The 12,864-nt window shown below is 75.4% G+C and carries 9 protein-coding genes; 4 read left to right on the forward strand and 5 right to left on the reverse strand.

Going from position 1 to position 12,864, the window contains the following annotated elements; translation table 11 throughout:
• Nucleotides 1-112: 112 nt before the first annotated feature.
• From OG767_RS27400 to OG767_RS27415, 4 genes are read left to right on the forward strand one after another with little or no spacing between them, the layout of a single operon-like run.
• Nucleotides 113-1,174, forward strand: a complete 1,062-nt coding sequence (locus tag OG767_RS27400) for an ABC transporter substrate-binding protein (protein WP_405091096.1) — start codon at nucleotides 113-115, stop codon at nucleotides 1,172-1,174.
• Nucleotides 1,171-1,950, forward strand: coding sequence for an ABC transporter ATP-binding protein (locus OG767_RS27405; RefSeq protein WP_107162056.1), 780 nt, complete (start codon nucleotides 1,171-1,173; stop codon nucleotides 1,948-1,950). Before OG767_RS27400 ends, OG767_RS27405 begins: the two co-directional genes overlap by 4 nt.
• Nucleotides 1,940-2,824, forward strand: coding sequence for an ABC transporter permease (locus OG767_RS27410; protein WP_281937836.1), 885 nt, complete (start codon nucleotides 1,940-1,942; stop codon nucleotides 2,822-2,824). The genes OG767_RS27405 and OG767_RS27410 overlap by 11 nt, the downstream gene beginning before the upstream one ends.
• A 4-nt stretch (nucleotides 2,825-2,828) precedes the next feature.
• Nucleotides 2,829-3,266, forward strand: coding sequence for an RrF2 family transcriptional regulator (locus OG767_RS27415; RefSeq protein ID WP_405091097.1), 438 nt, complete (start codon nucleotides 2,829-2,831; stop codon nucleotides 3,264-3,266).
• 292 nt (nucleotides 3,267-3,558) lie between these two features.
• Here the strand turns inward: OG767_RS27415 and OG767_RS27420 are convergent, their stop codons facing one another.
• The 5 genes from OG767_RS27420 to OG767_RS27440 form a co-directional block, all read right to left on the reverse strand.
• Nucleotides 3,559-3,726 carry a hypothetical protein gene (locus OG767_RS27420; protein WP_405091098.1) on the reverse strand — a complete coding sequence of 56 codons (168 nt, stop codon included), beginning with the start codon at nucleotides 3,724-3,726 and terminating at the stop codon, nucleotides 3,559-3,561.
• Between the two features lie 165 nt (nucleotides 3,727-3,891).
• Nucleotides 3,892-5,151: a DEAD/DEAH box helicase gene (locus OG767_RS27425; protein WP_405091099.1), complete on the reverse strand. Its 1,260-nt coding sequence runs from the start codon at nucleotides 5,149-5,151 to the stop codon at nucleotides 3,892-3,894.
• A gap of 211 nt (nucleotides 5,152-5,362) precedes the next feature.
• Nucleotides 5,363-5,566, reverse strand: coding sequence for a cold-shock protein (locus OG767_RS27430; RefSeq protein WP_013288421.1), 204 nt, complete (start codon nucleotides 5,564-5,566; stop codon nucleotides 5,363-5,365).
• Nucleotides 5,567-5,795: 229 nt separating this feature from the next.
• Nucleotides 5,796-9,215, reverse strand: a complete 3,420-nt coding sequence (locus OG767_RS27435; protein WP_405091100.1) for an ATP-dependent helicase — start codon at nucleotides 9,213-9,215, stop codon at nucleotides 5,796-5,798.
• Between the two features lie 28 nt (nucleotides 9,216-9,243).
• On the reverse strand, nucleotides 9,244-12,798 hold the full coding sequence (locus OG767_RS27440) for an ATP-dependent helicase (protein WP_405094328.1): 3,555 nt from the start codon (nucleotides 12,796-12,798) through the stop codon (nucleotides 9,244-9,246).
• Between the last annotated feature and the right edge of the window lie 66 nt (nucleotides 12,799-12,864).

The raw sequence follows: 12,864 nt of genomic DNA on the forward strand, positions 1-12,864 counted from the left end.
CGGTGTGCCGTGGCCGAACGGTGGACAGATGCGGGACGGGTCTTGACGCCGCCCGGCACCCTGCCCCACTCTTCCTACCAACTAAATAGGAATACTGCGGATTGGACTTTCGATGAGACGGCTCCCCCTGCGCCGCCTGGTCACGCTGGCCACCCTGGCCGTGGTCGGCGCGGCCACGCTCGGCACCACCGCCGCCTGCGGCGGCGACAGCGACGCCGCCGGTGACTCCGGCCCGGTCACGCTGCGCCTGGGCTACTTCCCCAACCTCACCCACGCGCCCGCCGTGGTGGGCGTGGAAAAGGGGATCTTCAAGGAGAAGCTCGGCAGCGACGTGACGCTGGAGACGAAGACGTTCAACGCCGGCCCGGCGGCCATCGAGGCGGTCTTCTCCGGCGCGCTGGACGCCACGTACATCGGTCCGAACCCGACCGTGAACGCCTTCTCCAAGTCGAAGGGCGAGGCGGTCCGGGTGGTCTCCGGCGCCGCGTCCGGTGGCGTCGCGCTGGTGGTCAAGCCCGGCATCACCTCGGTGGAGCAGCTCCGCGGCAAGAAGATCGCCACGCCGCAGCTCGGCAACACCCAGGACGTCGCGCTGCGCTACTGGCTCAAGGAGAAGGGCCTGGCGACCACCAAGGAGGGCGGCGGCGACGTCAAGGTCGTCCCCCAGGAGAACGCGCAGACCGTCGAGACGTTCGGCAGCGGTGCCATCGACGGGGCCTGGGTGCCGGAGCCGTTCGTGTCCCGGCTGGTCAACGCCGGCGGCAAGGTGCTCGTCGACGAGCGCGACCTCTGGCCGGACAAGAAGTTCGTCATCACCAACCTGCTGGTCAGCACCAAGTTCCTCAAGGCACACCCGGACGTGGTGAAGAAGCTGGTCGAGGGTCAGGTCGCGGCGAACGAGTTCGTCAACGCCAAGCCGGACGAGGCGCAGCAGGCCGTCTCCGAGCACATCGGCAAGATCACCGGCAAGCCGCTGGACGTCAAGCTGATCAAGCAGGCCTGGTCGACGTTGGAGTTCACCAACGACCCGATCGCGTCCTCGCTGAAGGCCGGCCTGGACCACGCCGTCGCGGTCGGGCTGACCCAGCCGGTCGACCTGAACGGCCTCTACGACCTGAAGTACCTCAACGAGGTGCTGAAGGCCGAGGGCAAGCCCGAGGTCACCCAGCCGTGACGTCGACCACGACGACCCCGCGCAGCGCGACCGGCTCGGTCGCGCTGCGCGGCGTGACCAAGGTGTACGGCCAGGGCGAGCAGGCCGTCCTGGCGCTGGACGGGGTGTCGCTGGACGTCGCCCCGGGCGAGTTCGTCTGCCTGGTCGGCGCGTCCGGTTGCGGCAAGAGCACGCTGCTGAACCTGGTCGCCGGCCTGGACCGGGTCAGCGGCGGCGCGATCGAGCTGGGCGAGGGCGTCAACCCGGGCCTGATGTTCCAGGAGCCGGCGCTGTTCCCGTGGTCGACCGTCGAGGGCAACGTCGAGGTGCCGCTGAAGCTGCGCGGGCTCCCCCGCGACCAGCGTCGGGAGCGGGTGGCCGAGCTGCTGCGCACGGTCCACCTGTCCGACTTCGGCCGTAAGCGCCCGCACCAGCTCTCCGGCGGCATGCGGCAGCGGGTCGCGTTGGCCCGCACGCTCGCGCTGGACACCCCGGTGCTGCTGATGGACGAGCCGTTCGGCGCGCTCGACGCGATGACGCGGGACATCCTGCACGACGAGCTGGAGCGGATCTGGGGCGAGCGCAAGCTCACCGTCCTGTTCGTCACGCACAACGTGCGCGAGGCGGCCCGGCTCGCCGACCGGATCGTGCTGCTCTCCAGCCGGCCCGGCCGGATCATCTACTCCACCCGGGTCGACGTGCCGCGACCCCGGCGGATCGACTCGCCGGAGGTCTCGGCCATCGCCGCCGAGGTCACCGACCGGCTGCGCAAGGAGGTGGGCCGGCATGGCCAGTGACACCCTCACCGGGTCGGCGCGTACCGACGCGGAGATCTCCGGTCTCGACGCGCTGGAGATCGCCGGCCAGGAGAAGGGCCCGTCCCGGCTGCGCCGGCTCTGGTCCGCCACCTGGCCCAAGTTCGCCGCGCTCGCGATGGCCATCGCCCTCTGGCAGGCCGTGGTCTGGAGCGGGTGGAAGGAGCCCTGGGCGCTGCCCGGCCCGATGGTGGTCTTCGGCGATCTCGGCCACTACCTGGTCAGCTCCGCGCTCTGGGAGGGCCTGGCCACCACCGCCCGCCGGGCGGCGGTCGGGTTCGCCGCCGCGGTCGCGGTGGGTCTGCTGCTCGGCCTGGGCGTGGCCCGGGTCAAGGTGCTCCGCGCCGCGCTCGGCTCGATGATCACCGCGTTGCAGACCATGCCGTCGATCGCCTGGTTCCCGCTGGCCATCCTGCTGTTCCAGCTCAGCGAGCAGGCCATCTTCTTCGTGGTGGTGCTCGGCGCCGCGCCGTCGGTCGCGAACGGCGTCATCCACGGCGTGGACTACGTGCCGCCGCTGCTGGTCCGCGCCGGCCGCAACCTCGGCGCCCGCGGGCTCAACCTCTACCGGTACGTGATCGCGCCGGCCGCGCTGCCCGCCATCGTGGCCGGGCTCAAGCAGGGCTGGGCGTTCGCCTGGCGCAGTCTGATGGCCGGTGAGCTGCTGGTGGTCATCGCCACCCGCACCTCGATCGGCGCGCAGCTCACCTACGCCCGCGAGCTGAGCGAGGCGCCCCGGCTGATGGCCATCATGATCGTGATCCTGGTGGTCGGCCTGCTGGTGGACACCGCGTTCGGCGCGGCCGACAAGGCGATCCGCCGCCGCTGGGGCGTGCTGGACCAGGCCGGCAACTGACCTCGTGTACATCTCCGCGCGCGCCGACTACGCGCTCCGGGCCATGCTCGCCGTCGCCGACGCCGGATCCACCGGCGACGGGGACCCCGGCGGCGAGCTGGTCAAGGCCGCGAGCCTGGCCGAACGCCAGGACATCCCGCTCAGCTTCCTCCAGGGCATCCTGCTCGACCTGCGGCGGGCCGGACTGCTGCACAGCCACCGCGGCACCGAGGGCGGGTACGCGCTGAGCAGGCCCCCGGCCGAGATCAGCGTCGGGGACGTGCTGCGTGCGGTCGGCGGCGCGCTCACCAGCGTCCGGGGCATGCCCGCGGACCGGACCGGCTACCACGGGGTGGCCACCGGGCTGCGGGACGTCTGGCTGGCGGTGGACGGCGCGATCGCGCTGGTGGTGGACCGCACCACGCTGGCCGACCTGCTGGCGGACCGCGCCCCGGCGCCCTGAGTCCGCCGGTCGGTGGCCCGTACCCCGGCGCACGAAGGCCGGGGCGGGCGCCCGAGGCCGGGCGGGGCCCGGTGCCGGGGCCCCGCCCGGCTGCTCGCGCCCCGGGCGGTGACGGCGGCTGGTGCTGAGGGCCGACAGAACCGATCGGTGAGGGCCCGGCCAAGAAGGCATCCCCCTGGAGCAATATGACCGAGCGGCATATTTATGCCGCTGAGGTATATCCGTTTCTGCCGCACATCCACCACCGGACGTCACCCTGCGTGACCCCGTCAGGCCCGGCTGACCGTACGGATCAGCCGGGGTTGAAGGTGCGGGCCGCGCCACGGTCCGGCGGACCGCCCGCCGCCGGATGCCAGGGGCCGAACGCGGCCACCACGGCGAGCGCCAGGCCGGCGCCCGCCACCGCGAGCACCAGCAGCACCTCCCGGGTCCCGTCACCCGGGCCGGTGTCACCCGCCATGGTCGCCCCTCCCGTGTCCGGCCGGTCCCCCGACCGGCCCACGGGACCCAGCATCGTCGCCCCGACGACAGCGGACAGTCGGCCACCCGACTGAACATTCGCTGATCCCCGACTCAGCGAGGCGCCGCATGACGGCCGGTCAGCGGCCTCGCACGGAACGTCCGGTCAGCGGCGGCGCGGGCGACGGCGGGGACGGGTCCCCGGGGCGGGGTGCGCGGCGACCGGCGGCGGGACGGCGATGGTCACCGGCGTGCCGGAGGGCTCGCGCGCCCCGGTCAGCCGGCCCAGCTCCGCGTCGCCGGCGCGTACCCGGGTGGTCTGCGCCTTGATCCCGGCGGTGGTCATCAGCCGGGCGACGTCCCGACGCTGCTCCGGCAGGACGAGCGTGACCACGGTGCCGGACTCCCCGGCCCGGGCGGTCCGGCCGCCCCGGTGCAGGTAGTCCTTCGCCTCCGTGGGCGGATCGGCGTTGACCACCAGGTCCAGCCCGTCGACGTGGATGCCGCGGGCCGCCACGTCGGTGGCCACCAGCGCGGTGACCTGGCCGGTGCGGAACTGCTCCAGGATCCGGGTGCGCTGCGGCTGCGACTTGCCGCCGTGCAGCGCGGCGGCGCGAACGCCCTTGGCGAGCAGTTGACGGGCCACCCGGTCGGCGCGGTGCTTGGTGGCGATGAAGACGATGGTGCGGCCCTCCCGCGCGGCGATGTGGGCCAGCGCGGCCGGCTTGTCCTCCGCCTCCAGGTGCAGCACGTGGTGCGTCATCGCGGTGACCGTGGCGGTGCCCGGGTCCACGGAGTGCGTGACCGGCTCGGAGAGGAACCGGCGGACCAGCCGGTCCACGCCGCGGTCCAGGGTGGCCGAGAAGAGCATCCGCTGCCCGCCCGGGGCGACCTGCTCCAGCAGCTTCGTCACCTGCGGCAGGAAGCCCATGTCGGCCATCTGGTCCGCCTCGTCGAGCACGGTGATCTCGACCTGGTCCAGCCGGGCGGACCCGCGGTCGATCAGGTCGTGCAGCCGGCCCGGCGTGGCCACCAGCACCTCGGCCCCGGCCCGCAGCGCGTCCGCCTGGCGGGTGAGGGAGAGCCCACCGACCACGGTGGCGCAACGCAGCCCGAGCACGCCGGCGTACGGGGTGAGCGCGGCGGTCACCTGCGCGGCCAGTTCCCGGGTGGGCACCAGCACCAGCGCGAGCGGGCGGCCGGGACGCGCCCGGCGGCCGGCCGTCCGGTGCAGCAGCGGCAACCCGAACGCGAGCGTCTTACCGGAGCCGGTACGCCCGCGGCCGAGCACGTCCCGGCCGGCGAGCGAGTCGGGCAGGGTCGCCGACTGGATCGGGAACGGCGCGGTGATGCCCTGCGCGGTCAGCTCGGCGACGAGCGCCGGCGCCAGACCGGTGGCGGCGAAAGTGGGCATGGTCGTGATCATGCGGAAAGCCTTCCTCGAGGCGGCACGTGTCGAGGAAGGGCGCCGAGCGACGGCGCGTCACCGGCATGGCCGGTGATCACAAGCACGAACCGAAAGGGACGGGCCGGCCCGCCTCGGCGCGCCAGCTCCCGCGTACGGGAGGGCGGCGCGGCGGGCCGGCCCGTGCACCACGCCCGGCGGGGCGCGGTGGTGGTGCCGGTTGATCCGAAGATCAGAGCGGGCGGATGTTCTCCGCCTGCGGGCCCTTCTGGCCCTGGGTCACCTCGAACTCGACCCGCTGGTTCTCGTCCAGGCTCCGGTAGCCGGAGGTCTGGATCGCCGAGAAGTGGGCGAAGACGTCGGCGCCGCCGTCGTCCGGGGTGATGAAGCCGAAGCCCTTGTCAGCGTTGAACCACTTGACGGTGCCAATTGCCATGTGTTTCGTCTCCTTGACGGAACGGTCGGCCCGCACGTGTTGCGGGCCGGAGAGGAGCCCACCACGCATGGGCTGCGTGGCGTGCCTGTCGCTGCTGGTCGCCCCGCCCGGAGAACTCCGGACACAACAAAGAGCGCCTGGGGCCACAATCCGCCAGGCGCACACAGAGTCTCTGGAAACCAAAACTGCAACGAGACCAACGTACCACGGATCTCGCCCGGCGGGGAGATCACGTCGAAATTTCCGGCACGGCGGCCACCAACGCGGTCAGCCCCTCGACGTCGAGCAGGTCCGCCGGGCGGACGGTCACCGCGTCCCGCACGTAGTGGAACGCCGCGCCGACCCGTTCCACCGGCACGCCGGCCAACTCCGCCCAGGCCAGCCGATAGACCGCGAGCTGCACCGCCGCCGCCTCGGCCTCCGGGCCGGTGGGCTGACGGCCGGTCTTCCAGTCCACCACGTCGTAACGCCCGCCCGGACGGGCGAACACGGCGTCCATCCGGCCCCGGACCACCACGCCGGCGATCACTGTGGCGAACGGCACCTCGACCTCCACCGGCACCCGGTCGGCCCACTCGCTGGCCAGGAACCGCTCCTGCAACTCGGCCAACGCCCCGTCCGGGGCGGCGCCCTCGTCGGCGGCACCGGGCAGCTCGTCGACGTCCAGCAGCCGGTCGGCGCCGAAGCGCTGCTCCAGCCAGGCGTGGAAGGCGGTGCCCCGCCGCGCGTACGGGCTGGGTGCGCTCGGCATCGGACGACGCAGCGCACGGGCCAGTGCCTCCGGGTCCCGGCGCAACGCCACGAGCTGGGTCACCGAGAGCTGGCCGGGCAGCTCGACCTCCACCGCCTCGGCCCGGCGGGCCAGCTCCGCCCGCTCGGCGAGCAGCAGGTCGGCCTCCCGCCGCCAGCGCTCCACCTCCGCGTCGGCGTCCTCCGGCGGGGTCGCGGGTGCCCCGACGGCGGTCGACCCGACGGCGGCCAGCAGCGCGGCCTCGCGACGGGCCGCCTCCGGGTCGGCCAGGTGACGACGGACCAGCGCCGCCGCCTCGGTCAGCGCCGGCCGACGCCCGCCCAGCGGGTCGGCCGGCCACTCCGCCCGCAGCACCGTCTCGGTGGTCGGGTTCACCGCATCCCCGGCCGGCTCCGGCGCCCACGCGTCGACCACGTGCCCGTCCGTCCCGGCCAGGGCGACGTCGTACACCTCGCGCAGGAACAGCGACGGGCCGCGGAACCGCTTCGTCCCCTCCCCCCACCAGTAGCCGGAGCAGAGCAGCAACCGGCGCGGCCGGGTCACCGCCACGTACGCCAGCCGGCGCTCCTCCCGCTCGTCGTGCGCCCGCCAGTCGTCGGTGAACTTGGCCACCGCACGGGCCACCTCACGCTGGTCCGCCGCCTCCGGCAGGGCCAGCTCGGGCAGCCCGTCCGCGTCGCCGCGCAGCGGGAACGGCAGCACGCCGAGCCCGCCCAGCCAGTGGTCGGAGTTGCGCACCGGCCCCGGCCACCCGCCCCGGGTCAGCCCGGCCACCGCCACCACGTCCCACTCCAGGCCCTTCGCGGCGTGCGCGGTGAGCACCTGCACGGCGCCGGCCACCACCTCGACCTCGCCCGGGGCCAGCCCGCGCTCCTCGTCCTCGGCGGCGGCCAGGTAGGCGAGGAAACCGGCAAGCGTGGCGCCGGGCGTCTCGCCGCTGAACCGCGCCGCGACGTCGCCGAGCGCGTCCAGGTGGGCGCGGGCCAGCCCGGCGTCGCCGGCGCCGTCCCGGCCGGCCCGGACCGCCACCTCCACGTCCAGCCCGATGGTCCGTTCGATGTCCGCGATCAGCTCCGGCAGCGACTGGTCCAGCCGGTACCGCAACAGCGCCAGCTCCATCCCGTACGACCGCAGCCGCGCGAACCCCTCCGCCGAGTACGCCTGCGCCGGCCCGAGGTCGGCCAGCGCCTCCACCAGCGTCGCCTCGTCCAGCACGTCCACGGTGATCTCCGGCCCGTCGTCGCCGGTCAGCTCGCGGCGGCTGCGGGCAATGGCCCGGGCGCGCCGGTGCAGGGCGACCAGGTCGCGCGGGCCGATCCGCCAGCGCGCGCCGGTGAGCAGCCGCAGCAGCGCCGCCCCGTCGGTCGGGTCGGCCAGCACGCGCAGCGTGCAGACCACGTCCCGGACCTCCGGGGTGTCCAGCAGCCCGCCCAGCCCGACCACGTCGACCGGCAGGCCCCGGGCCCGCAGCGCGGCCTCGATCGCCGGGATCTGGCTGCGCAGCCGCACCAGCACCGCGGTCGTCGGCCGACGGTCCGCCGGAATGTGCTCGGGCAACGCGCCCGGCATCCCGGCCGCGCCCCGCCACGCCGCCAGCACGCTGTCCGCGATCCAGTCGGCCTCGTCGGCGTACGTCGGCAGCAGCGCGCAGTGCACCGTGCCGGCGGCCCGACCGCCCGGCGTCCGATGCGGGATCGGCTCGCGGACACTGAGCGCGGCGTGCAGCTCGGGCACCCGGGCGCCGGCCGCCCGCAGCGGCACCGAGAGCGCGTTCGCGACGCCGAGGATCTCCGGCCGGTTACGCCAGCTCGTGGTGAGACCGAGCACCTCGGCGGGGGTGCCGTCGGCGCGGGCGAACTCACCGGGGAACCGGTCCAGCGTGCCGGCGCTCGCCCCGCGCCAGCCGTAGATCGACTGGCACGGGTCACCGACCGCGGTGACCGGATGCCCGCCGCCGAACAGCGCGTTGAGCAGCACCACCTGCGCGTGGCTGGTGTCCTGGTACTCGTCGAGCAGCACCACCCGGAACCGGTCCCGCTCGATCACGCCGACGCCCGGGTGGTCCCGGGCCACCCGCGCCGCGCGCGCGAGCTGGTCGGCGAAGTCCATCGCCTCGAAGTCCTCCTTGCGCCGGGCGTACGCCCGGACCAGCGGCAGCAGCTTCAGCCGGGTCCGCTGGAGCTGGAGCGCCTTGCGCACGTCGGCGTAGACCCGGCCGGGGCGGGACTGCACCTCGGCGAAGAACCGGCCGGTCCAGCCGGCCAGCTCGTCCGGGTCGACCAGGTGCTCGTCCAACTCGCCGGCCAGCGCCAGCACCGCGTCGGTGATGGTGGACGGCATCCGGTCCACCTCGGACATGTCGCCGTCGTAGTTGCGCACCAGCAGGTCGACGAGCTGCCAGCGGGACGCCTCGGTGAGCAGCCGGGTGGTCGGCTCGTACCCGGCGCGCAGCCCGTGCTCGGTGACGATGCGCCCGGCGTACGAGTGGTACGTGGAGACGGTCGGCTCGCCCGCGAACGGGTCCTCACGCGGGTCCCGCCGGGGCCGCCCCAGCCGACGGACGAGCTGGTCGAGGCGGGTCCGCACCCGGTGCGCCAGCTCGCCGGCCGCCTTCCGGGTGAAGGTGAGCCCGAGGATGTGCTCGGGGCGCACGTACGCGTTGGCGACCAGCCAGACCACCCGGGCGGCCATCGTCTCGGTCTTGCCCGAGCCGGCGCCGGCGACCACCAGCAGCGGCTCCACCGGCGCCGCGATGATCGCGGCCTGCTCCCGGGTGGGTGCCGGCAGCCGGAGCAGCCGGGCCAGCTCGACGGGCGTGTAGCGGGGCCCGGCGTCGGCGGACCGGGGCGTGGGCGGCGGCGTGCCGGTGGCGCCGAACAGCGCCGGCTGGATCGTCATCGTCCGGTCCTCGTCCGGCTCCGCGCGGTCACGTCTGATCCTCCGGGGGCGGCTCGACCACCTGGCGGCCCTGGCCGGAGACCGGGCAGCTGGTGCGTACCGGGCAGACCCGGCACTTGGAGTTGGCGACGGCGGCGAACGTGGCGGCGGCCATCGTGTCGGCGGTCCGGCGGACCAGCGCGGTGGCCCAGCCGGCCTCCGGGCCCTCCCCGGCCGCGGCCTGGGCCTGCTCCTTGGCGTCCCGGGCGCCGGTGCCGAGCTGCACCAGCGCGGCCCCGCCGGACTCCGCGCCGAACTCCGCGAACCCACCCGCCTCCACGGCCGCCTGGTACGCCCCGAGCTGCGGGTGCTCGGCGACCTCCCGCTCGGTGACCGCGGTGGACTTGCCGGTCTTCAGGTCGATCACCACGAGCCGGCCCTCGGCGTCGACCTCCAGCCGGTCGACGCGGCCGGTCAGCTCGACCGGCCGGGCCGGATCGTCGAGGCGCACCGCGAACTCGTGTTCGATGGCGAGCAGCCGGCGCGGGTTGCCGGCCAGCCAGCGCAGCAGCTTGTCGACCATCGCCTCGGCGCGCTGCCGCTCCGGGCCGACCATCCACCGGGCGGCCAGCTCGATCGCGTCGAACCGGGCGGCAACGTACTCCAGCAGCGTCTCCCGGTCGACGCTCGCGTCCTCGGCCAGCATCGCGGCGGCGTGCACCAGGTTGCCGACGCCCTGCGCGGCGCTGGCCGGCCCGCTGCCGCCGTGCCGTTCCAGCAGCCAGCGCAGGCTGCACCGCAACGCGCTCTCCATGGCCGACGGGGTGACCCGCACCGGCTCGCCGTCGTCGACGAGCGGCCGGTCGTCGGAGAGACCGCGCAGCCCCCACCAGTCGTCCGGGTGCGCGCCGGGCACCCCGGCGGCGGCCAGCCGGGCCAGCTCGCCCGCCGCCGCGCGCCGCCGGCTCACCGGCGCCGCCGGGTCGGTGATCGCGGTACGCAGCTCCGCCACCAACGCGGACAGGGTGAGCCCGCGTGGCGGCAGCGTCACCGGGAGCGCGCCGGACGGCGCGTCCGACGGGTGGTCGTCGCCGTGCGGCACCGGCCCGTCCGGCGCCGGGCCCCCGCCCGACGGTCCGTCCGGTGCCGGTCCCCCATCCGGCGCCGGTCCCCCGCCCGACGGTCCGTCATCGGTCGGCTCGCCGTCGGGCGGGGCGGTGCCGCCGGCGCCGGTGGCGGGCGGATCGTTGGCAGCCAGCTCGTGCAGGAAGCGGCTGGGCTGCTCCTCGTGGTCGTCGCCACCGACCGCCGCCGAGGCGACCGCGGTGACCAGCAGCCGACGCCGGGCCCGGCTGACCGCGACGTGGAACAGTCGCCGCTCCTCGTCCAGCAACGCGGATGTCTGACCGACCAGGCTGGCCCGCAGCCCCGCCCCGTCGGCCCGGCCGGCGAGCACGTCGACCAGCCGCTCGGAGCCGAGCAGGCTGCCGCGCAGCCGCAGGTCGGGCCAGACGCCCTCCTGGACCCCGGCGACGGCGACGAGATCCCACTCCAGCCCTTTGGCGGCGTGCGCGGTGAGCAGGCGGACCGCCTCGCCCCGGTCGGCGGCGGCGGCGAGCGTGTCCGCCGGCAACTCCTGCCCGAGCACGTGGTCGAGGAAGACCTCGGTACGCGCCCCCGGCAGCCGGTCGGTGAACCGGGCGGCGGCGTCGAAGAGCACCAGTACGGCGTCCAGGTCACGGTCGGCGGCCTCGGCGCGCCACCGCCGGGCGGTCTCGTGCTCGCCGGTGGCCTCCCGCCCCTGGGTGATCGCCCCGGCCCAGCGCTCGGCCAGCCCGCACTCCCGCCACACCGCCCAGAGCACGTCCTCGGCGGTGGCGCCCGGGGTGGCGGCGGCCTCCCGGGCGGTCGCCAGCAGATGCGCGACGGCCTGCGCAGGCGCCGCCCAACGACGCTCGACGGCGGCCAGCTCGGCCGGGTCGCGCAACGCCTCCACCAGCAGCTCACCGGAGGGACGGCGGTCGCCGCCGGCCAACGCGAGCGCCCGCATCCCCTGCCGCAGTCGTCGCTCGGCCAGCGGGTCGGCACCGCCCAGCGGCGAGTGCAGCAGCGCCACCGCCGCCTCCTCGTCCAGCCGGTCGGGTTCGAGCGCGCAGCGGAGCAGGAGCAGCAGCGGGGCCACCGCCGGTTGGAGGTGCAGCGGCAGGTCCTCGCCGTGCACGACGGTGGGCACCCCGGCGGTGTGCAGGGCGCGCCGCAGCGACGGGAGCTGCCGCCCGGTGGACCGGACCAGCACCGCCATCCGGGACCAGGGCACGCCGTCGAGCAGGTGTGCCTCGCGCAGCGCGTGGGCCAGCCAGGCCGACTCGCTGGTCGCCGAGCGGAACGTGCGCACCTCGACCGCCCCGGCCGGCGCGTCCGGAAGCGGACGCAGCCGCCGGTGCGCCGCCGGGCCGCGCAGCCGCCGGGCCAGCCGGGCGGTCGCCGCCAGCAGCTCCGGCCCGGCCCGGTAGGAGGTCGTCAGCGTGACCTGGGCGGCCGGCGCGCCGGACGCGGTCCGGAACCGGTGAGCGAACGTGCTGACCACGGCCGGGTCGGCGCCGCGGAACGAGTACGTGGAGGAGTCCGGGTCGGCGAAGGCGACCAGGGACCGGCCGCCACCGGCCACCACCGCGAGCAGGTCCACCTGGGCCGGGTCCGTGTCGGCCAGCTCGTCGACGTAGATGTGGGCCACGCGGCGGCGTTCGGCGGCGAGCAGCTCGGGATCGTCGAGCAGCATGCCGGTGGCGGCCCGCACCAGCTCCGCCGGGTCGTACGCGACCGAGCCCCGGTTGCTCACGTCGCGCAGCGCGAGGACGGCGACGTACTCCCGGAGGAAGCGGGCGGCGGCCGGCCAGTCGGCGCGGCCCAGCTTCTCGCCCAGCCGGGCCAGCTCGACCGGGCCGACGCCCCGCTCCGCGGCCCGCATCAGCAGGTCGCGGAGCTGCTGGGCGAACGCCCGGGTCCGCAGCGCGGGACGCAGGTCCTCCGGCCAGCCGGCCGGGTCGTCCGCCGGCTCCTCGCCGACCACGTCGAGCAGCTCCCGGATGATCAGATCCTGCTCCGGGCCGGTGAGCAGCCGGGGCGACGGCTCGCCACGCTCGGCCGCGGCGCGGCGGAGCAGCCCGAACGCGTACGCCGGGAACGTGCGGACCAGCGGCTCACGCACCGCCCGGTGGCCGTCGCCGGCGATCCGCGCCTCGATGCGCCGACGCAGCTCGGTGGCGCCGCGCCGACTGAACGTGAGCACCAGCACGCGTTCCGGGTCGACGCCTTCGGCCACCCGGGCGGCGACCGCCTCGACCAGGGTGGCGGTCTTCCCGGTGCCGGGACCGCCGACGACGAGCATCGGCCCGTCGGTGTGCGCGACCACCTCGGCCTGCACCGGGTCGGGATGCCTGGCTGCCGTCCGGCGCGGGTGCGTGGCATCGACCGCCGACCCCCCGGATCGCGGCTCCGACACGGCCGGCCCGTCGGACCGGCCCACCCCCTGCCCCGCCCCGGCGTCGTGGGTGACCCCCGCCCCCGCGTCGCCGGGCCGGCGCACCAACCGGTACGCCTGCATCACCGACATCCCACCACGCCGGTACGACACCCGGAAATCGACGCCGCCCCACTGCGTGCACGCATC

It is taken from the genome of Micromonospora sp. NBC_01392, assembly GCF_045040125.1.
GTDB lineage: Bacteria > Actinomycetota > Actinomycetes > Mycobacteriales > Micromonosporaceae > Micromonospora.